The 20,694-nt window shown below is 68.0% G+C and carries 20 protein-coding genes; 12 read left to right on the top strand and 8 right to left on the bottom strand.

Annotated elements, in window-relative coordinates; all coding sequences use genetic code 11:
• Positions 1–40: 40 nt before the first annotated feature.
• The 4 genes from AC07UK_RS12510 to AC07UK_RS12495 all read right to left on the bottom strand — a co-directional run bounded on the left by AC07UK_RS12510 (position 41) and on the right by AC07UK_RS12495 (position 5,123).
• Entirely contained in the window at positions 41–1,486 is a 1,446-nt protein-coding gene (locus tag AC07UK_RS12510; RefSeq protein ID WP_436225061.1) for an NAD(P)/FAD-dependent oxidoreductase, read from the bottom strand.
• 15 nt (positions 1,487–1,501) lie between these two features.
• A complete protein-coding gene (locus AC07UK_RS12505; RefSeq protein ID WP_436225062.1) occupies positions 1,502–1,906 on the bottom strand; it encodes a nuclear transport factor 2 family protein in 405 nt (134 codons plus the stop codon).
• 140 nt (positions 1,907–2,046) lie between these two features.
• Positions 2,047–3,609, bottom strand: coding sequence for a MocR-like pyridoxine biosynthesis transcription factor PdxR (pdxR, locus tag AC07UK_RS12500; RefSeq protein WP_436225063.1), 1,563 nt, complete (start codon positions 3,607–3,609; stop codon positions 2,047–2,049).
• Positions 3,610–3,686: 77 nt separating this feature from the next.
• On the bottom strand, positions 3,687–5,123 hold the full coding sequence (locus AC07UK_RS12495) for an amino acid permease (protein WP_436225064.1): 1,437 nt from the start codon (positions 5,121–5,123) through the stop codon (positions 3,687–3,689).
• Positions 5,124–5,457: 334 nt separating this feature from the next.
• Here AC07UK_RS12495 and AC07UK_RS12490 point away from each other — a divergent pair, with 334 nt between their 5' ends.
• Genes AC07UK_RS12490 through AC07UK_RS12480 form a run of 3 tightly spaced genes read left to right on the top strand, consistent with a single transcriptional unit; the run spans position 5,458 to position 9,071 of the window.
• Complete coding sequence (locus AC07UK_RS12490) at positions 5,458–6,288, top strand: IclR family transcriptional regulator (RefSeq protein ID WP_011617529.1); 831 nt, start codon at positions 5,458–5,460, stop codon at positions 6,286–6,288.
• Positions 6,289–6,336: 48 nt separating this feature from the next.
• A complete protein-coding gene (locus AC07UK_RS12485; protein WP_436225065.1) occupies positions 6,337–7,353 on the top strand; it encodes an AAA family ATPase in 1,017 nt (338 codons plus the stop codon).
• On the top strand, positions 7,350–9,071 hold the full coding sequence (locus tag AC07UK_RS12480) for a cobaltochelatase CobT-related protein (RefSeq protein WP_494686414.1): 1,722 nt from the start codon (positions 7,350–7,352) through the stop codon (positions 9,069–9,071). Before AC07UK_RS12485 ends, AC07UK_RS12480 begins: the two co-directional genes overlap by 4 nt.
• Before the next feature lie 129 nt (positions 9,072–9,200).
• On the opposite strand, the gene AC07UK_RS12475 is transcribed toward AC07UK_RS12480, so the two are convergent.
• The 4 genes from AC07UK_RS12475 to AC07UK_RS12460 form a co-directional block, all read right to left on the bottom strand.
• Positions 9,201–9,503, bottom strand: coding sequence for a 2Fe-2S iron-sulfur cluster-binding protein (locus AC07UK_RS12475; RefSeq protein ID WP_436225067.1), 303 nt, complete (start codon positions 9,501–9,503; stop codon positions 9,201–9,203).
• 26 nt (positions 9,504–9,529) lie between these two features.
• Positions 9,530–9,853 (bottom strand): ferredoxin, encoded by a 324-nt coding sequence (locus AC07UK_RS12470; protein ID WP_436225068.1) that lies wholly within the window; start codon positions 9,851–9,853, stop codon positions 9,530–9,532.
• A 1-nt stretch (position 9,854) separates the two neighbouring features.
• Complete coding sequence (locus tag AC07UK_RS12465) at positions 9,855–10,196, bottom strand: 2Fe-2S iron-sulfur cluster-binding protein (protein WP_494686415.1); 342 nt, start codon at positions 10,194–10,196, stop codon at positions 9,855–9,857.
• Between the two features lie 82 nt (positions 10,197–10,278).
• Positions 10,279–11,817 (bottom strand): hypothetical protein, encoded by a 1,539-nt coding sequence (locus AC07UK_RS12460; RefSeq protein WP_436225070.1) that lies wholly within the window; start codon positions 11,815–11,817, stop codon positions 10,279–10,281.
• A 427-nt stretch (positions 11,818–12,244) separates the two neighbouring features.
• Here AC07UK_RS12460 and AC07UK_RS12455 point away from each other — a divergent pair, with 427 nt between their 5' ends.
• The 9 genes from AC07UK_RS12455 (at position 12,245) to AC07UK_RS12415 (ending at position 20,677) form a co-directional block, all read left to right on the top strand.
• A complete protein-coding gene (locus AC07UK_RS12455; RefSeq protein ID WP_494686416.1) occupies positions 12,245–12,940 on the top strand; it encodes a sulfite exporter TauE/SafE family protein in 696 nt (231 codons plus the stop codon).
• Positions 12,941–13,007: 67 nt separating this feature from the next.
• Complete coding sequence (locus AC07UK_RS12450) at positions 13,008–13,940, top strand: ornithine cyclodeaminase family protein (RefSeq protein WP_494686417.1); 933 nt, start codon at positions 13,008–13,010, stop codon at positions 13,938–13,940.
• A gap of 175 nt (positions 13,941–14,115) precedes the next feature.
• Positions 14,116–14,847, top strand: coding sequence for an iron-containing redox enzyme family protein (locus AC07UK_RS12445; protein WP_010810360.1), 732 nt, complete (start codon positions 14,116–14,118; stop codon positions 14,845–14,847).
• A gap of 25 nt (positions 14,848–14,872) precedes the next feature.
• Positions 14,873–16,318 carry an aldehyde dehydrogenase family protein gene (locus AC07UK_RS12440; protein ID WP_436225073.1) on the top strand — a complete coding sequence of 482 codons (1,446 nt, stop codon included), beginning with the start codon at positions 14,873–14,875 and terminating at the stop codon, positions 16,316–16,318.
• Between the two features lie 29 nt (positions 16,319–16,347).
• Positions 16,348–16,827 carry a GlcG/HbpS family heme-binding protein gene (locus tag AC07UK_RS12435; RefSeq protein WP_013953475.1) on the top strand — a complete coding sequence of 160 codons (480 nt, stop codon included), beginning with the start codon at positions 16,348–16,350 and terminating at the stop codon, positions 16,825–16,827.
• An 8-nt stretch (positions 16,828–16,835) separates the two neighbouring features.
• Positions 16,836–17,834, top strand: a complete 999-nt coding sequence (locus AC07UK_RS12430; protein ID WP_494686418.1) for a 2Fe-2S iron-sulfur cluster-binding protein — start codon at positions 16,836–16,838, stop codon at positions 17,832–17,834.
• Between the two features lie 71 nt (positions 17,835–17,905).
• Complete coding sequence (locus AC07UK_RS12425; protein ID WP_436225075.1) at positions 17,906–18,613, top strand: GntR family transcriptional regulator; 708 nt, start codon at positions 17,906–17,908, stop codon at positions 18,611–18,613.
• A gap of 141 nt (positions 18,614–18,754) precedes the next feature.
• Complete coding sequence (locus AC07UK_RS12420; RefSeq protein WP_436225076.1) at positions 18,755–18,931, top strand: hypothetical protein; 177 nt, start codon at positions 18,755–18,757, stop codon at positions 18,929–18,931.
• Between the two features lie 249 nt (positions 18,932–19,180).
• Positions 19,181–20,677: an amidase gene (locus AC07UK_RS12415; RefSeq protein WP_494686419.1), complete on the top strand. Its 1,497-nt coding sequence runs from the start codon at positions 19,181–19,183 to the stop codon at positions 20,675–20,677.
• The last annotated feature ends 17 nt before the right edge of the window (positions 20,678–20,694 follow it).

Genomic DNA, 20,694 nt, shown 5'->3' with positions numbered 1-20,694 from the left:
CCTGAAGCGTGGGCGCGCCAGGGGCACGCCCACGCGCCAGTTACAGCACGTCGTCCTTCAGGTGATACCAGTGGTACAGCACCCGCTGCCCCATCCTTCGGAACGGCGCAAACATCTGCGATTCCACCATCTCGCGCACGTTCGGGAACGGCAGCGGCGAGCGGAAGATCGGCAGTTCCGGCAGCGCGGCGGCCTTGCCGGCGATCAGCGCCGCCAGGCGCTTGCCGGCCTGCGCGGAGTACATCACGCCGTTGCCGCCGTAGCCCATGGCGTAGTAGATCGACTGGGCCGGATCCGGCTGGGTGATGCGCGGCATCATGTCGTGGCTGACATCGACCCAGCCCCACCACGAGTAATCGACCTGGATCCCCTGCAGCGCGGGGAACTTGCGGTGCATGTCGCCGATCAGCTTCTGCTTGTACTGCTCCTGCGGCGCGTCGTTGCCGGTGATGGCGCTGCGGCTGCCGATCTGCAGGCGGCCGTCTGGCATCAGGCGGTAGTAGTGGCGCAGGATGCGGGTGTCGGTGATGACCTGCGTGGTGCGGAAGTTGCACGCGGCCAGTTCGCTGGCCGTGAGCGGGCGCGTGACGATGGAGTTCGACAGGATCGGGAACAGCCGGTTCTTCAGCTCGCGGTGCAGCGTCTGCGAGGTATAGCCGCCGGTGGCCACGCCCACGGCGCGGGCGCGCACGATGCCGCCGGGGGTGCGCAGGTAGTGCACGCCGTTGCGCGTTTCCCAGCCGGTCACCGGGCTGGACGGATGCACCTTGGCGCCCAGCTCGCGCGCGCGGCGCAGGTAGCCGAAGGCGAGCTTGCCGGCGTGGATGCCGATGCCTTCGGGCTCATGCATGGCGCCCGCGGCTTCCTTGTCGTCGACATAGTCGCGCCGCACGGTGTCGGCGTCCATGATCCGTGCGTCGTACTTGAAGACTTCGCGCAGGAGCTTGGCTTCCTTCTCCAGCGCCGGCATCACCTTGGCGCGGTGCGCGATATACAGGTGGCCGCCAGGCTGCGGGTCGCAGTTGATGTCCTGGATCAGGCCCTTGAAGGTCTCCATGCCGTCGCAGATTTCTTCATGCAGGCGCAGCGCGGTATCCAGGCCGTAGCGCTGGATCCACTGCGAGCGCTTGAGCCGCCCGGACGCGCATTGCGCCTGGCCGCCGTTGCGCGTGCTGCAACCCCAGCTGACGCGGTTGGCTTCGAGCACGGTGGCCTTGATGCCGTATTCCTGTGCCAGGAAGATGGCGCAGGTCAGGCCGGTGAAGCCCGAGCCGATGATGGCCACATCCACGTCGATGTCATGCGTGATCGGGCCGTCGTCGGCAGGCGGTTCGCCCGCGGTGCCGATCCAGTAGGTGGGCGCGTATTCGCGGCCGTGACCGGGGGTGGGTGTGTGCAGGGGATCGTAGGCGGGGTCGTACGGCCGGGTGGGCGCGGTGGACTGCTCGCCGGCAAGGAGGCTGCTGCGGGGGGCTACGGCTTGCATGGCGCGTCTCCTCGGTCAGGCTGCGGGCGCTACGACGGGCGGGCGATCCTTGCGGTACGCGTTCTTGACCGCGATCTTGCCGTCGCGGAAGGTGAAGACGTCCACCATGCGCGCCTCGATCCGGGCGCCGTCGGCACGGGTGCCGCGGAAGGTGGATTCGCTCACGCCGCGGTCGCCCACGACAAAGTGGTCGCCATCGACCCACTGCGCGTCGGGGAAAGTCTGCCAGGCCAGCTGGAAGCCTTCGCGCACTGCCTCGCGGCCGATAAAGCTGCGGCCCAGCAGCTCGGGCCCGGCCACGCCGTGGAAGGCGCAGTCATCGGCCATGAAGCCCATCAGGGCCTCGATGTCGTGGCGGTTCCAGGCGTCGTTGAAGGCCTGCAGCAGTTCGATGCCGGCGGCGGTGTTGTCCTTGGACATGGGTTGGTCTCCTGAGTGTTGTCTGCCGGTCCGTTGGGAACCGGCCATGACTCGAGGATAGGGAAGCCGTGCGCGGCGCTGTAGCGCCAGTTCGGGACAATCGCTTGGGCCAGCGGCGGCAGACACCGCCGCGGGCCGGTTCAGGCCGCGGGACGGACCCGGGAAGTGACGGCGGCGGTGGCCGTGGTGCAGCTGGCGGTGGCTTGCAGCTCACGCGCCACGCCCGCCAGCACGCGGATGCCGGGCTCGATGCGGTCCAGCGAGATCGACGAGTAGCCCAGCCGGAAGCCGTTGCGCGGCGCGGGCTCGGCCATGAAGAAGACGCTGCCGGGCTCGATCAGCACACCCTGCAGCTCGGCCAGCCGCGCCAGCGCATCGGCATCGAGCCATGGTGGCCCCTCGATCCAGCATGAGGCGCCGCCGGCGATCGGCACCGCGCGGAAGTCAGGCATATGCGTGGCCAGCGCCGCCAGCACCGCTTCGGCGCGCTCGCGGTGCGCGGCCGCCAGCCGGCGCAGGTGCGCGTCATAGTGGCCCAGCGACAGGAACAGCGAGAACGCGCGCTGGATATAGGCCGACGGGTGCCGCAGCATCAGCCGCCGCGCGCCGCGCAGCTCGGCGATCAGTGCCGCCGGCCCGACGATATAGCCGATGCGCAGCCCCGGCGCCAGGCTCTTGGACAGGCTGCCGACATAGATCACGCGGTTGCTGCGGTCCAGGCTCTTGAGCGTGGGGGTGGGGTCGCCTTCGAAGCGGCTTTCGCTTTCGTAGTCGTCCTCGATCAGCACGAAGTCGGCTTCCTCGGCCTGGCGCAGCAGGGCCTGGCGGCGCGCCAGCGGCATGGTGACGGTGGTGGGGCACTGGTGGCCCGGGGTCACGTAGACGTAGTCGCAGGCGCGTTGCGCGTCAGACAGGGTCAGGCCGTCGCCGTCGACCGGCAGCGGCACCAGGTGGGAGGTGTGCGAGCCAAAGATATTGCGTGCGTCCGGATAGCCTGGGTCCTCGATGCCCACCGGCGTGTCAGGGCTGACCAGCAGGTCGGCCAGCAGGTACAGCGCCTGCTGCGCGCCCACGGTCACCACGATCTCGTCGGCGCCGGCCCACACGCCGCGGCGCGGCAGCACGCGGGTGCGGATCTGCTGCACCAGGGATTCGTCGTCGCGCAGGATCATGTCCTGGGCCCAGTCGTGGATGTCGAGCACGCTGAGCGCCTTCAGGCAGCATTCGCGCCAGTCCGCGGTGGGGAACAGCACCGGGTCGTACTGGCCGTAGATGAACGGGTAGGGGTAGTCGCGCCAGTTGGCGCGCTTGACGATATTGCGCTGCTGCGTGGGGCGGAACACAAAGCGCCGCTCCCAGTCGGGCTCGCCCGAGCGGGCGGGCACCGCCTCGCCGCGCAGCGAGGCCACGCCGCTCACGCGCGTGCCCAGGATCTCCGGGTTGACGAAGTAGCCGCTGCGCTCGCGCGCCACCAGGTAGCCTTCATCGACCAGCTGCTGGTAGGCCAGCACCACCGTGTTGCGCGCCACCCGCAGCTGCGCCGACAGCTCGCGGCTGCTGGGCAGCGGCTCGCCCTGCGGCAGCTGCTCGTCAAGGATGGCCGAGACCAGCATCTGGCGGATCTTGCCCTGCAGGCTCAGGCCCGAGTGGGCATGCTGCTGGAACAGCTGGGACCAGAGGGTGGTGGGAGACTTCAGGCTCATGGGGCAGGGGGCGTTGCCTTGACGGCGAAGCGCGCCAGCATACTGCACCGGCGCGCCACGTCAGTCATGGTCAGTCATCAATACTCGTGCAGGTCCGGGCGCGGCATCTCCGCCAGCGGCACTACCGGATCCGCGCTACCCCGAAACAGTTGCCGCGCGGTGTAGGCCACCAGCAGGATGCCCAGGCTCACCACACCCAGCGCAAGCGGCGTGCGCTGGTCGGGGATGAAGGCCATCGCCACCACGATGCCGATCATGCCGACGATCGCCAGATAGGTGAGGTACGGGTAGCACCACATGCGCACGCGCAGCTGGCCGGGGGCTTCGCGCTCCAGGCGGGAACGCAGGCGCAGCTGCGAGATCGCGATCAGGATGTAGACGAAGATCGCCACCGTGCCGTACGAGTTCACCAGGAAGGCAAAGACCGTATCCGGCGAGACATAGGACATCACCACCGCACCGTAGCCGAACAGGGTCGCCACCAGGATGGCGCGCACCGGCACGCCGTTGCGGCTCACGCGGGCCAGCGACTTGGGGGCGTCGCCACGGCGGGTCAGCGCGAACAGCATGCGCGACGAGGCATACAGGCCCGAGTTGAGCGCAGACAGCACCGCGGTCAGCACGATCGCGTTCATGATCTGCGCGGCCGCCGGCACGCCCATCACGTTCAGCGCGCTGACGTACGGCGTGGCGATGCTGGTGGAGTTCCACGGCACCAGGCAGACTACCAGCAGGATCGAGCCCACATAGAACACCAGCACGCGCGTGATCACCGAGCTGGTGGCCTTGGCCACGGCCTTCTGCGGCTCGGCGGTCTCGGCAGCGGCGATGGTGACGATCTCGGCGCCGAAGTAGAAGCCGGTGGCGGCTACCGCGCCGGTCAGCACCGGGACAATGCCGTGCGGCATGAAGCCGCCGTTGGCGGTCAGGTTGGCCACCTCCATGCCATGGGACCCGGGGGCCAGGCCCAGCACATAGACGCCGGCGATGAACAGGAACACTATGATCGCGGCCACCTTGATCGATGCGAACCAGAACTCGAACTCGCCGAAGGACTTGACCGACACCAGGTTGGTCAGCGTCAGCATCACCAGCAGCACCAGGCTGATGATCCAGTTGGGCACGTCGGGCAGCCAGTAGCGCACCAGGTCGGCACCGGCCACGGCTTCCAGCGCCACCACGATGACCCAGAAATACCAGTACATCCAGCCGGTCAGGAAGCCGGCCAGGTTGCCCACTGCCGGTCGGTCGCGCCAGGCTTCGCGTGCATACTCATAGAAACCGCCGCTGCCGGGCATGGCGCAGGCCATCTCGCCCAGCATGCGCATCACCAGCACCACCAGGAGCCCGGTGATCAGGAAGGAAAGGACCGCGGCCGGGCCGGCGGACTTGATGACGACGCCGCTGCCGACAAAGAGGCCTGCGCCGATCACGCCACCGAGCGCGATCATGGTCATGTGGCGTTGCTTCAGGCCGTGGGATAGCCCGTTGCCGGACTCTGGTTGTTGGATCATGTTGTGTCTCCTGTGCTGCGCTAGCTGTCGGTACTGCGTTGCAGCCAGTACAGCGTTTAAGGCAGGCGCCACGGCTTCTCTTGGTATAGGTGGCAGGGCAGTAATTGCCAGCCTGGGGCCGTGGTCGGTCAGTATTTGCAATCCCGGGCAGGGATGGCCTATCCGTACATGTCGACTTGTCTCCGGTGATCGCTTAAAAAACTGGAACTAGAAGTTCCGAAAAATTGTTCTTTCACTGGAATGTAGGCCGTTCGCCGGGGAAGGTCAACCAGAAGTTTCGATAATTGATATGATTTGACTCTGAAAATGAAACTTACCTATGATGGAGCCAGGCATGAACGATATGCGCCTCGCCAAAAGTGACGCCAAGCCGGATGGAGACACGCCGGCACTGCGTTTGTTCGGCCTGCTCGAAGTCATCGCGGAGAAGGACCAGTCCTTCAACCTGCAGGCGCTGGTGGAAGAAACCGGCCTGCCCAAGCCCACGCTGCATCGCATGCTGCAGCAGCTCGAGGCCGCGGGCCTGATCCAGCGCAACGGCGACGGGCGGCAATACGGCACCGGCCTGCGGCTGCGCCGGCTGGCGGAGAACCTGTTGCTCAACAGCACCTCGCACGGTGCGCGCCACATGGTGCTGCGCCGGCTGGTGGAAGAGGTGGGCGAGAGCTGCAACCTGACTGCGTTCTCCGGCGGCGAGGTGCTGTACCTGGATCGCGTGGAAACGGCGGCGCCGCTGCGTTTCTACCTGCATCCGGGCTCGCGCGTGCCGGCGCACTGCTCGGCCACGGGCAAGCTGTTCCTGGCGCAGCTGGCGCCGGCGCAGCGCCAGCGGCTGCTGGCCAACGTGGAGCTGGAACGCTACACGCAGAACACGCTGACCGACCACGCGCAGCTGGAAGCCGAACTGGAGCGCGTGAAGCGCGACGGCTACGCGATGGACGATGAAGAGTTCCTGCCGGGGCTGGTCTGCATCGGCGTGCTGGTGCCGGCGGTGGACGGCGGCAAGTCCAACCTGGGGCTGGCGCTGCAGGCTCCCGTGATGCGCGTGACGCGCGACAAGGTGCTGCAATTGCTGCCCGCGCTGCAGCGTGCGGCGGGCGCGCTGGCGGCAATCGAGGCCGACAGCGCCGGCAGCTGGCAGGGCGGCGCGGAAGAGGACGAATAGCGCGCACGGCGTCACGCGGATTGCTCCGCTTGCCGCAGTGCCGATGGCATGGCAGCAAGCAACAAGGAGCATGAGGTGACGCAAGACCAGTTTGGCAAGCCCGATCGGATGATTCCGGTGCGCAGCACGTTCGGCATCGATTCCGGCCTGATGGTGCCGGCCTTCAGCCAGCGCGACGACCACGTGCCGGAGATCGATCCGGCCTACCGCTTCCAGCCCGAGGTGACGCTGGCAATCCTGTCCGGCTTCATGCGCGACCGGCGCGTGATGGTGCAGGGGCTGCATGGCAGCGGCAAGTCGACCCATATCGAGCAAGTCGCCGCGCGGCTGAACTGGCCCTGCGTGCGCGTCAACCTGGACGGACATATCAGCCGGCTGGACCTGGTCGGCAAGGACGCCATCGTTATCCGCGACGGGCGCCAGGTCACCGAATTCCAGGAAGGCATCGTGCCGTGGGCGCTGCAGCGCCCGGTGGCGCTGATCTTCGACGAATACGACGCAGGCCGGCCCGATGTGATGTTCGTGATCCAGCGCATCCTGGAGCGCGACGGCAAGTTCACGCTGCTGGACCAGAACCGCGTGATCCGCCCGCATCCGTCTTTCCGGTTGTTCGCGACATCCAATACCGTGGGCCTGGGCAACGTCAACGGCCTCTACCACGGCACCCAGCTGCTCAACCACGCGCAGATCGACCGCTGGAACGTGGTGGCCACGCTGGACTACCTGCCGCATGAAGAGGAGGCCGGCATCGTGCTGGCGCGCGTGCCGGAGCTGGACCACGATGCCGGGCGCGCGCTGGTCGATGCGATGGTGGCGCTGGCCGGCCTCACGCGCCGCGGGTTTGCCGCCGGCGATGTGTCGGCGCTGATGTCGCCGCGCACGGTGATCAGCTGGGCCGAGAACTGCCAGATCTTCCGCGACCCCGCGCTCGCCTTCCGCCTGACCTTCCTGAACAAGTGCGACGAAGCCGAGCGGCCGGTGGTGGCCGAGTATTACCAGCGTTGCTTCGGCCACCTGCCGGGTGAAGCCGCCGGCGTCAGCGCCGAGTCGGAGCCCGCGCGATGAGCGCGGCCACGGTCGCGCAGCAGTTGCGCCGGCGCCAGCGGCAGGATGAGCTGTCCGGCGCCACGGTGCGCGCGATCACCGGCGATGCCGCGCTGCATTTCCGCGACGGCCAGCTCTGGCGCGCGATGCGCCCGGTGCCGCAGCATGCGCCGCACTTGCGCACGGACCTGGAAACCGGCACGGCCACCTGCCTGCGCGGCGCGGCCGATGGTGCCGCCCTGCGCCAGGCGCATTCCGACGCCGCGCTGCATCGGCAGCTATGCCCGGCCGATCCGGTCGAGCGCCTGGTCTTCGAACTGCTGGAGCAGCTGCGTTGCGAGACCCGCCTGCCGCGCGGCATGGCCGGCGTGGCGGCCAACCTGCGCCACCGCTTCATGGCGTGGTCGCGGGCCTTTCATCGTTCCGGGCTGACCGAGGGGCACCTCGGCATCCTTCTCTATACCGTGGCGCAGGTGTCGTGGTCGCGCCTGACGGGGGAGCCGGTGCTGGAGGAGACCGAAGACCTGATCGAAGCCACGCGCGCCGCCATCGTGCCGGTGCTGGGCACCGCGCTGGCCGGCCTGCGCGCGCAACGCCACGACCAGGCCGCCTACGCCGCGCACGCACTGGCGCTGGCGCGCGCGGTGGCGCAGATGATCCGTGCGGAAGCCCCGCTTGCCGGCGAAGACGACGACAACTCAGCCTCGGCCGCGCGCGCCGGGTTTGCGCTGTGGCTGGATTTCGACGAACCGCCTGCGGAAGACTTTGCGCTGGCCGACAGCGGCCACAGCCGCGTGCTGGCCGACGCCACTGACGGCTACCGCGTCTTCACCACCCGCTACGACCGCGAAGTGTGCGCTGCCACGCTGGTGCGCCGCGCCTTGCTGGACGAGTACCGCACGCGGCTCGACGCACGCATCGCGCGTGCGGGCGTGAACGTTGCCCGGCTGGCGCGCCGGCTGCGCGCCGCGCTGTCGCAGCCGCGCGTGGACGGCTGGTCCTTCGGCGAGGAAAGCGGCCGTATCGACGGCCGCCGCCTGGCGCAGCTGGTCTGCTCTCCCTCCGAGCGCCGGCTCTTCCGCCTGGAAGCGCACAAGGCCCATGCCGACTGCGTGGTCGGCTTCCTGATCGACTGCTCCGGCTCGATGAAGGCGCAGGCCGAGCCGCTCACGCTGCTGATCGACATGCTCACCCGCGCGCTCGACCAGGCCGGCGTTGCTACCGAGGTGCTCGGCTTCACCACCAACGCCTGGAACGGCGGCCGCGCCCGCGCCGACTGGCTCGCGCGCGGCCGCCCGCAACACCCCGGCCGGCTCAACGAGACCTGCCATATGGTGTTCAAGGACGCGCAACGCAGCTGGCGGCGCGCGCGCACCGACATCGCCGCCCTGCTCAAGGCCGACCTGTTCCGCGAAGGCGTGGACGGCGAGGCGGTGGAGTGGGCCTGCGCGCGCCTGCACGCCAGCGGCAAGGCCCGCCGCATCCTGGTGGTGGTGTCCGACGGCAGTCCCATGGATACCGCGACCGGGCAGGCCAATGACGCCTGCTACCTCGACAACCACCTGAAGGCCGTTGTGGCCCGGCACGAGGCGCTGCGGGATGTGGAAGTGCTGGGGCTGGGGGTAGGGCTGGACCTGAGCCCCTACTACCGGCACACGCTGCCGCTGGACCTGTCGCAGCCGGTGGATATGGCGATGCTGGATGAGGTGGCGGGGCTGGTGGGGGTGAGGCGGCGGTAGCGGCAAGACTGGCGTTCGGAAACGCTGGCGGCGTTCGCGTGACGCGTATACGGCCAGGAAATCGTACAGGCGAGAAGGCGCACCCGCCTGCCTGGCGCGGTATTCTTTCATCCGCTCCTCAGCGCCCGCTCACCCGCGCACCGTCTCCCTGGGCTGCCATGACACCGCGATATCCCCATCGATAAAAGTCTGGCAGGCCAGCCGGAATCCCGTCGCCAGCTCCTCCTCGGTCAGCAGTTTCTTTTCCTTCGGCTTGACCGCGTCCGTATGCTCGTGGCCCTTTTCGATGCGGCATTTGCAGGTGCCGCACAGGCCGCCGCCGCACTTGAAAGGGATGCCGCCCTGCTCGCGCAGCGACACGCGCAGCAGATTGCTGTTGACGGGCGCGCTGACCGTCTTGCCGTGGTTGGTGAGGAAGGTGATCTGGATCATGGCGAAGATTGACTGAAGGTCAGGCGTTAGTAGTCAGGAGCGCCTGCCATGGCGACCGGGGCGGGCACCAGGGCGATGTCCATGCTGCCGAAGCTGGCCAGGTCGCGCAGCGCGACGCGGGCGGCCTCCAGCGTGGCGTACTTGTCGAGGAACTTGGTCGACACCAGGTTGACGATGCCGGGCGGCGTTTCTTCCATCACCCGCACCTTGGTGTCGGCGGCCAGTTCCGCGATGACAAAGCGCGCGGTGCGCTTGCCATAGAAGACGTAGTCGTATGCCTCGACCGCGGTCATGCCCGCGGTGGGCTCGGTGCGGAACTGGCCGGGGCGGCTGGTGAGAAGGACGAACATGTCAGGCATCCGCGCCGGCCGTGGCCACGATGGCAGGTGCCTGGGCGGGCAGGTCGTCCTGGGCCAGTTCGATGTCATGCTCGATCCAGAGCTGGCAGGCCAGCCGGTAGCCCCGTTCGAGCCGCTCGCCGAGTTGCTTCTTCTCTTTCCAGTTGGGCGGCGGCAGGTGTTCGGCGCCGGTGATCACGCGGCAGGCGCATTTGGAGCACTTGCCCATGCCGCACTCGTAGCGCAGGTTGGGGTAGGGGAACTGGCGGATCCCGGCGCGGACGACCAGGTTGGTCTGGGGTTTGACCTCGTCGACGAAGGTCTGGCCCTGCTTGTGGAAAGTGACTGTCGGCATGGCGCGGTTCCTGCCGGGCTGGCCGCCCGGCCTCATGAATAGTCGAAAAAATCGGTGGGACCTGGCTGTCGCTTGCGGCCGCCTACGACCACAACACCATCGCGGCCACGGTGGAGCAGGCCAGCCCGATCAGCACTGGGATCAGCAGCGCGCGCACCGCGTCCAGCACCGGCACGCGGGCAAAGCCGGCCACCGCGATCAGCGACGACCACGCCACCAGCGTGCCGCCGCCGGTCCAGACCGCGCCCATCTGGCCCACCGCGGCCAGTGTGGCGGGGTCGAAGCCGACCACCGGGCCGAGCGCGCCGGCCAGCGTGCCGGTCAGCGGCAGGCCTGCGAAACCGGAGCCGTCGATGCCGGTGATCATGCCGACCAGCAGCACCCCGAAGGCGACCAGCACGTGGTTGTCCGGGATCATGTGCTGGTAGGCCTGGATCAGTTCGAACAGCAGGCTCGGCGCCTTGCCCGGCGGCAGGCCCAGGATCTGCGCGGCGGTTTCGCCGGCGCCGACGAAGAAAAAGCCCGCGATCGGCAGTACCGAGCCCATCGCCTTGAAGGCGAAGACAAAGCCGTCGGTGATGTGCTCCGGGCAGACGTCGAGCATGCGGCGCGGGCCTTCCGCGGCCAGCGTCGCCAGCATCATCAGCACCGCAGCGACGCCGCCGACCAGCGCGGCCGCATCGCCGCCCTTGAGGTCCTGCACGCCGGTACCCAGCTTGGGCAGCACCATGACGGCGACCACTGCGAGGAAAGCAATCGGCGTCACGATCGCGAAGCATTTCGACCACTTCACCCTGCGCCGGGCCACCATCGCCAGGCTTGCCTCGATATTGCTGTCGCTGGCCAGCGGCTCGGCGTGGGCGGTGCCCCTGGCAATCTCGGCCTTGTCGAAGGTGCCGGCGCCTTCCAGCGCCTCGGCGCTGCCGCCGGCGCGCGCCTGCCAGCGGTCGAGCAGGGTGCCGCAGGCGGGGACGATATGCTTGCGCATCGACAGATAGGCCAGGCACAGCGCAATCGTGCCGGTGATGATCGACAGCGCCAGCGCGCGATCGGCCACCACCGCGGCGCTCACCGCCGCGCCGGCCGCCTTGGCGCTGATGCCGGGCGCGACGCCGATCACGTAGTCCGATGACAGCGCCATGCCCTGGCCGGCGATGGCGATGGCCATCGCGCCTGCCAGCGGCGGCAGCCCCGCAGCGATGGCGGCCGGCAGCAGGATTGCCGAGACCAGCGGCACCGCGGGCGTGGGCCAGAAGAACAGCGAGATGACGTAAGTGATGCCCGCCAGGATAAAGAACGCCGAATGCCCGTTCTTCATCACTACGCGGAAGGGCTCAACCATGCGGATGTCAGAGCGCAGCGTCTTGAGCGCATTGAGCAGCGCCGTCATGAACGCGATCACAAGGAAGATATTGAACAGCTCCTTGGCGGCAACCAGGCTCGCGGAAAACACCCCGCCCAGCGCCGAAACCGGGCTGCCGGTAAGCGCGAACACGACCAGGGCGGTGCCGACGATCGACGGCACGACAACATTGGCGCGCAGGATCATCGTCAGCACGATGACTGCTACCCCTGACAGATAGATCCAGTGCGCGGCACCGATCACGACTTGTTGTGACATGAAGACTCCCTTGGGGCGGAGGGGTTGTGGGGGCCCGGATTCCCTGTCAGCTTCGGAATCCGGTGTCGGTATACTATATTCCGATGCAATCTCGCGACAACAGGTTTTTCATCCGGACTTACGCCTATACCAGGGTGGTGCAAGTTGCCCGAACGCCGCACATTTATTGGGCTTGCGGTGGTGCGAAGCGTCCTTTAAGTGGTGCAAAGGCGGATCGGCAGGTTTGCCCCACTGCGCTGTGACATGTAGACTGTATACCGTTGTGCGGGCGACTTGCAGGAGGCGTGCCCCCAAGAGGACGTCCGTCCGACGCGCTTGCTTCGCGCCTTCCAAGCCGCTTTTACGACCTGCCGCCATGACCTCTGCCTTGCCCGTCACCTTGCTTTCCCTGCTTCCAGCCGGACTCTCCATCCCCACATATCTATGGATGGGAGCACTAATCCTCGTGGGCGCCTGCCTGCAAGGCGTGGGCGGGATCGGCTTCGCGATGCTGTCGGCGCCGCTGGGCGCAATCTTCTTCCCCGACCTCGTGCCGGGACCGTTGCTGGCGATGGGCTGCTGTCTCTCTTTAATGGGCGCGCTGCGTGAGCGGGAGGCGATCGCGTGGCGCATCGCCGGCTTCGCCCTGATCGGGCGTGCGCTGGGCGGCGCGGCGGCGGTGCTGACGATGGCGTGGCTCGCGCCGGGCCCGCTGGGGGTGCTGTTCTCGGTGTCGATACTCGCCGCCGTGGCGCTGAGCCTGCTGGGCTGGCGCCTGCTGCCGACTTCGCGCAACGTGGCCATTGCCGGCACCCTGTCGGGCTTCATGGGCACGATCACCTCGGCCGGCGCGCCGCCGTTCGCGCTGGTCATGCAGCACATGGCGCCGGCGCCGATGCGCGCGACCATGGGCACCATCCTGTCCGGCGGCGCAGTGCTGTCGCTGGCCATGCTCACGCTGGCGGGGCGCTTCGGCCTGCCGCAACTGGTGCTTGCGGCGGCGCTTGCGCCGTTCCTGCTGGCCGGCTTCGCGCTCTCGAACCGCCTGCGTGGGCACGTCTCGCCCGGCGTCGTGCGCCGCCTGTTGTTGGGACTGTGCGCAGCCGGGGCGCTTGGCGTGCTCGGACGCACGGCGTTTGCCTGACGGTTCCTGCGCCCGGTGCCCGCGCCTCTTCCTGTCTTTCCCTGCCAATCCAATCAGCGGAATTCCCATGCAGCACATCACAGATGAGATGGTCGATGCCCACGTCAGCCCGGAGGATGCCCGGCAAATCATGGAAGCAGCGTTTTCCAGCTTCGGGCGCGGCGACGCCGCGATGCAGGAGCGCATCCGCACCGAGGCGGGCGGCGTCAAGCTGTCCACGCTGGGTGCGGTGATCCCGCAGCAGGGTGTGGCGGGCGCCAAGGTCTACACCACCATCAATGGCCAGTTCTCCTTTGTCATCCTGATCTTCTCGACTGACGACGGCCGGCCGCTCGCGTCGTTCGACGCCGGCGCCATCACGCGCCTGCGCACGGCCGCCTGTACCACGCTGGCGGCGCAGCGGCTGGCCCGGCCCGGCGCGCGCACGCTGGCGCTGTTCGGCACCGGCACGCAGGGTGTGCAGCACGCGCGCCAGCTCAGCGAGACGCTCGGGCTGGCGCGCATCCTGGTGTCCGATCCGCACGCCGATGCCGGCATGCCGGCGCGGCTGTCGGCGCTGTGCGGCATCCCGGTCACGCTGGCGGAGCCCGATGCTGCCGTGGCCGAGGCCGATATCGTCGTCACGGCGTCGCGCGCGACCACGCCGCTGTTCGCGGGCGCGTCGCTCCGGCCTGGCGCTTTCGTCGCCGCCATCGGCTCCAGCCTGCCGCATACGCGTGAGCTGGACGACACCGCGCTGCGCCGCGCCGCCGCCGTGGTGGTCGAGTGGCGCCCGCAGTCCGTGCGCGAGGCGGGCGACATCGTGCTGGCCGATCCGCAGGCCCTTCCGCGCGAGAAGATCGTCGAACTGGGCGACGTGGTCCTGGGCAAGGTGTCGCCGCGCCGGCGGGACGACGACATCGTGATCTACAAGTCAGTCGGCGTGGGACTGGAGGACGTGGCGCTGGCGGGCTTCGCCTGGTCCCGCATCGCTGGCGTGGCGGAGCGTCGCGCCGCCTGATCCACATCGCCCGCCGACTGCCGGGTAAACACTTACGTGATTAGTCAACAGAGCCCTTGTCGTCGCTGACTGACTGTATATAGTATACAACCATGCAGGGCTGATCGATTTACGAAGCGACCCCGGCATCCAACCCACTCAATCGCCCCACATCGCCAACCAGGAGCCTCCCGCCATGGCCGAACTGATGAACCGCGAAGCATTCCGTGCCGCCCTCGAAGAAGCCATCAAAGGCAAGAGCGCCAACAAGGCGCCGTTCAGCGTGGCCTGGGCCAGCGGCAAGCTGACCCGCGCCCATCTCGCACGCTGGGCCGAGAACCACTATCACTACGTCGGCCCGTTCGCGGATTACCTGGGCTACATCTACGCCCGCACCCCGGACCGCTATACCGAAGCCAAGGATTTCCTGCTCGCCAATATGTATGAGGAAGAGATCGGCGGCGACCGCCATACCGACCTGCTGATCCGCTTCGCCGAAGCCTGCGGCACCACCCGCGAGCGCGTGATCGACCCGGACAATATGTCGCCCACCACCCGTGGCCTGCAGAGCTGGTGCTATGCCGTGGCCATGCGTGAAGACCCCATCGTCGCGGTGGCCGGGCTGGTGGTCGGGCTGGAGTCGCAGGTGCCGTCGATCTACCGCAAGCAGACCCCGACGCTGCGCGACAAGTACCAGTTCACCGACGAGGAAGTCGAATTCTTCGACCTGCATATCGTCTCCGACGAGATCCACGGCGAGCGCGGCTACCAGATCGTGCTGGAGCACGCCAACACCCCGGAGCTGCAGCAGCGCTGCCTGAAGATCTGCGAGATCGGCGCGCAGATGCGGCTGCTGTACACGACAGCGCTCTATCACGACTACGTCGAGAAAGAGCTGCCGCTGCCCGAACTCGACATGGCCGCCTGAGCGCCGCAGCGCAACCGGATCGACGATGACTGTATTCCTCAACCATATCGACGGCGAATGGACGGCCTGCCAGTCGGGCCGCACCTTCGACAACGTCAACCCGGCCGACACCGCCGATATCGTGGGCCGCTTCCAGGCGTCTGCCGCGGTAGACGCGCAGGCGGCCGTCGCCGCGGCGGCGGCAGCGTTCGCCAGCTGGAAAAAGACCCCGGTCGGCAAGCGCGCCGCCATCCTCAACCGTGCCGCAGACCATCTCGAGGCCAACGCCGACAGCATTGCCGCCGAACTGACCCGCGAGGAAGGCAAGGCGCTGGCGCTGGCCCGCGATGAAGTTCTGCGCTCGGCCCAGACGCTGCGTTTCTACGCGGTGGAAGGGCAGACCTTCACCGGCGAGGTGTACCCGAACGACGACCCCGACCAGCTCGTCTATAGCCAGCGCGAGCCGCTGGGCGTCGTGACGGTGATCGCGCCGTGGAATTTCCCGGTATCGATCCCGGCCCGCAAGATCGCCCCCGCGCTGGTGACCGGCAACACGGTGGTGTTCAAGCCGTCGTCCGAGGCACCGCTGTCGGGCTATCGGCTGGCCGAGGCGCTGGTCAAGGCCGGCCTGCCCAAGGGCGTGCTGAATTTCATCACCGGCAGCGCCGCGGAAATCGGCGCGGCCATCACCGAGGCGCCGGCCGTGCGGGCGATCTCGTTCACCGGCTCGTCGCGCGCCGGCGAGCAGATCCACCGCGCCGTGCCGCTGACCACGCGCACGCAGATGGAGCTGGGCGGCAAGAACCCGCTGATCGTGATGGAAGACGCCGACCTCGATCGCGCCGTCGACCTGACCATCAAGGGCGGCTTCTCGCTGTCGGGCCAGGCGTGCACCGGGACCAGCCGCGTGCTGGTGGCTGAGTCGGTCAAGGCAGCGTACACCGAACGCCTGCTGGCAAAGGTCGCCACGCTCAAGGTCGGCAGCGGCATGACCGCCGGCATGGACCTGGGGCCGCTGGCGTCGCACAAGCAACTGGAAACGGTGCTGCGCTATATCGATATCGGCAAGTCCGAGGCGACGCTGCTGTGTGGCGGCGCGCGCCTTGCCGGCGGCGACTTCGACAAGGGCTACTACGTGGCGCCGACGGTGTTCACCGACGTGACGCAGCAGATGCGGATCGCGCGCGAGGAGATCTTCGGCCCGGTGATCGCCATCCTGGGCTTCACCGACTACGCCGACGCCATCGCCAAGGCGAACGACACCGAATACGGTCTGGCGGCGGCCATCGTCACCAGCAACCCGCGCTACATCCACCACTTCGCCGCGGACATCGAGGCGGGCACGGTCAAGGTCAACCGCACCACCACCGGCAACCTGGTTAACGCGCCATTCGGCGGCGTGAAGCGCTCGAGCACCTCGACCTTCCGAGAGTCGGGCCGCACCGGGCTGGAGTTCTATACGCAGGTCAAGACGGTCTACCGCGGCGCTTGAGCCCGGACCATGCAAGGAGTCACAGAGACATGAAAAAAGCCATCAAGCTGGAACTGCGCGAAGCGCGCCATATGGTTGCCGCCGCGATCCGGCGCTCGGAGGAAATCGGCGTGCTGGAATCGATCTGCGTGGTCGACGAGGGCGGTTATCCGCTCGCGCTCGAGCGCATGGACGGCGCCCGCATCACCGGGCCGCAGATCGCATGGAACAAGGCCTTCACGGCCGCGGGCCACAAGCGCTCCACGCACCTGTTCACCACGCCGCCCAACGGGCCGGCACTGCCGGGCAACGAGGCGTTCGGCATCCAGTGGAGCTTCGAGGGCAAGTTCGCCGCGTTCGTGGGCGGCTTCCCGATCGTGGTCAACGATGAGGTGATCGGCGGCATCGGCCTGTCGGGCGGCAACGGCGAGCAGGACACGCAGGCCGGGCTGGCCGCGCTGCAGGCGCTGGCCGAGCTGCTGGCGCCGCAGGACCTCAAGGTGCTGGTGCAGGCCGATATCAAGAAGTAGGGGGCGCCATGTCGTACCGCATCCAGATCGCCGAAACGCAGCAGGTCTTTTTTGTCGAACGCGGTGAGACCCTGCTGCAGGCTGCCGGGCGCGCCAGCATCGCCTTGCCCCACGACTGCCAGCTGGGTGGCTGCGGCACCTGCCGCATCCGGCTGCTTGACGGGCAGGTGCGGTATGACGAGGAACCGTTCGGCCTCGCACCGGACGAGGCCGCCGCCGGCTTTGCGCTGGCCTGCCAGGCGCAGCCGCTGGGCGACCTGGTCATCAGCACCGCGCGCGAAGACGAGGCGTGCGCCGAGCCGGCGCGTTATCGGGCGCTAGTGCAGGCGGTGCGGCCGTTGTCGGCTGACGTATTGCATATCGAACTGGAGGTGCCGGACACGGGCGCGCTCGACTACCGCCCAGGCCAGTACCTGAAACTGCTGAGCGAGGACGGGCGCGCGCGCAGCTTCTCGATGGCCTCGGTGCCGCGCGACGGACGCGTCGACCTGCATGTGCGGCGCATCCCGGGCGGCGCCTTCAGCGACGGCATCCTGCCGCAAATGAAAGCGGGCGACGCCGTTGACGTTGAACTGCCGCTCGGCAGCTTCTTCTACCGCGCCAGGGATTACCGGCCACTGCTGATGGTGGCCACCGGCACCGGGCTGGCGCCGATCAAGGCCATCCTCGAATCGCTGATGGACGATCCCGACTGCCCGCCGGTGTCGCTCTACTGGGGCATGCGGAAGCCGGAAGACCTGTACCTGCACACCGATATCCCCGCCTGGGGCGAACGGCTGTATGACTTCCAGTACGTACCGGTACTGTCCCGTGCCGGCGCAGGATGGCAAGGCCGGCGCGGTTACGTGCACGATGCGGCGCTGACTGACCTGGGTGACCTGAGCGAGCACGCCATCTATTTGTGCGGTTCTCCCAATATGATCCGAGACGCGCGCGCCGCTTTCCTGGCGAGCGGTGCCAGTACGGATCACATTTATGCGGACAGCTTCACCTTCCAGCATTGTTAAGACATGGCGGTATACAGGGAACGGCTGGTATACAATGACGCCAGCCTTTCCGCTTACGCCTTTGCCGACCCATGTCTCTCACTCCATCTCCTGCCGCGCCCACCGAGCCGCTGAGCCTCGGTGCCAGCCACTCGCCGCTGTTCGCCCTTGTCACCGACAAGCTGCGTGAAGGCATCCTGAACGGGAAGTACGCGCCAGGCGAACGGCTGGTGGAAAACAAGCTGTCGGCCGAACTGGGCGTGTCGCGCATCCCGGTGCGCGAGGCACTGCGCGCGCTGGCCAGCGAAGGCCTGGTGGTGATCGAGCCGCGCCGCGGCGCAACCGTGGCCAGCCTGTCGCCAGTGATCGCGCGCGAGATGGTGGAGGTGCGCGCGACGCTGGAAGGGCTCAACGCCAAGCTCGCCGCGCAGCGCCGCGACCCGGCGCTGGTTGCTGAGCTGGAGACCGTGCTGGGCCAGGGCATGGATGCCGCCGCGCAGGGCCGCGCGGATGAGCTGCTCGCCCTCAATACCCGCTTCCATGAGGTGCTCGGCACCATAGCCGCCAACAGCGTGCTGCAGGAAATGATGCGTTCGCTGCGCGAGCGCACCGCGGTGCTGTTCGGCCCGGCCAACGTGGTTCGCGCCCGCCAGAACTGGGATGAACACGCCCAGATCCTGCAGGCAGTCATCGCCGGGGATGCCGACCTTGCCGCCTTGCTGGCCGCGCGCCATGTCTACAGTGCCGCCAAGGCGGCAGACTTGCCGGTGGACGGGCAGGGCAGGGCAGAGGCGGCCTGAGGGCGTCGGGCCCCGGCTTTTTTCCTCTCCCGTTTCCAGCGTTTCGTTGCATGCCCGGCAACTGGGCATTGCATGCGCCGCCATGGCGCATTGCACCAATTTAGGTATACTGTAGGCATTCCAGATCAATAGGGATTTACCATGCAGTCGCCTGAGCAACGCTATCTCTCGCAATCCGTCGGCCAGCAACTGTTGCACCACTTTGCCGCGCGCAATGCCGTCCGCCATGCCACGCCGCTGCTGCCGCTGCGCCTGCGCGATATCGGCCGCTTCTTCCTGGCGCTGGGCGGCCGCGCCCCACGCCGTGGCCATTGCTGATCCAGCCTGACTGACCCGGCGGCGTCAGCACGCCGCCGCTGCCTCCTGGCAGGCGTTCTGCCTGCCGATCCTTCCCCTTCCCACCCTTTTCACCGCTGGCGTGCTTCAGCGCGCTCGCGTGTGACACTTTCGCTTGCGCTCCGTTCAATACGGAATATAGTATACCAACGCATTCGCAGTACTTCCCGAAGCCTGTCCTATACGCCCCCACCGCGCCGCTGCCGGCTCGGATTATGACAAGGAGTCGATGTGAACCTGTCCGACCGGGCTCCCGGCCGTTTTCCGCCGTTGTGGGAGGTGGCACAGCGGCTCGCCGCCGGCGAAGTCTCCGCGGTAGAACTGGTGGATGGCTGCGAAGCCGCGTGGCACGACTGGCACGGCATCATCAATGCGCTGGTGCTGTCAGATTTCGATGCCGCCCGCTCCGCGGCGCTGGAAAGCGACCGGCGGCGCCGGGCCGGGCAAGCGCGCGGCGTGCTCGATGGCGTGCCGTTCTCGGTCAAGGAATCGTTCGACGTCGCCGGCTGGCCGACCACTTGCGGCAATCCGGCCATGCAGGGCCATGCGGCCAAGCGCGACGCCGTAGTAGTGCAGCGCCTGCGCGATGCCGGCGCCGTCCTGCTCGGCAAGACCAACATCCCGCTCGGCCTGCGTGACTGGCAAAGCTACAACGCCATCTACGGCACCACCCGCAATCCGCACGATCCGTCGCGCACGCCGGGCGGCTCGTCCGGCGGCAGCGCGGCGGCGGTGTGCGCCGGCCTGTCGTATTTCGATGTGGGCTCCGATATCGGCTCCTCGCTGCGCAATCCGGCCCACTACTGCGGCATCTTCTCGCTCAAGCCCAGCCATGGCCTGGTGCCGCTGGCAGGACACGGGGTGGGTCCGGCGCGCTTCGGCGAACAGGACATCAATGTCGCCGGCCCCTTGGCCCGCAGCGCGCGCGACCTGGAGCCGGTGTTGCGCGCCATCGCCGGCCCGCACGGCGACGAGGCGCTGTCCTATCGCCTTGATTTGCCAGAGTGTCCGCACCGAAGTCTGGCCGACTTCCGCGTCGCGGTGTTGCCCACCCATGCGCAGGCTGAAGCCGACGGCGAGGTCGCCGCGCAGATCGAAAAACTGGGCGACTGGCTGGCCGGGCAGGGCGCGCGCGTGGACTGGCATGTGCGGCCGGATTTCGATGCGGCCGAACTGTGGCACGTCTACGTGACGCTGCTGCGCGCGACCACCGCGGTGCACATGGACGATGCGGCCTATGCCGATGCGTTGAACCGCACCGCCACAGCCGCCGCGGACGACCATGCCTACGCCACCCTCCAGTACACCGGCGCGACCCTGAGCCATCGCGACTGGCTGCGGCTGCAGGTGGTCCGCGAACGCTTTGCCACCGCGTGGCGGCGCTTCTTCTCCACCTATGACGTGCTGCTGTGCCCGGCCGCAGCCACCACGGCCTTCGCGCTGGACGAGGCCGGCGAGCCCTGGCAGCGCAGCCTCACCGTCAACGGCCGCGCGCAGCCGATGACCACGCAATTGTTCTGGGCCGGCCATTCCGGGCTGTGCGGGCTGCCTTCGGCGGTCGCGCCAATCGGGCCGGGCACCAGTGGCCTGCCGGTCGGCGTGCAGATCGTCGCCGGCCGCTACCGGGATCTCACCGCGCTGCGCTTTGCCAGCCTGCTGGAAGACGCGGGCCACGCTTTCCGGCCGCCGCCGCGGCCGTCTGTTTTGCCGGCGGATCACAACAACTAAGCCACCAAACTACACAC

It is taken from the genome of Cupriavidus sp. GW821-FHT07C08, assembly GCF_059419025.1.
Note: the sequence above shows the minus strand (reverse complement) of the source record. Positions and strands in the feature narration are given on the sequence as shown.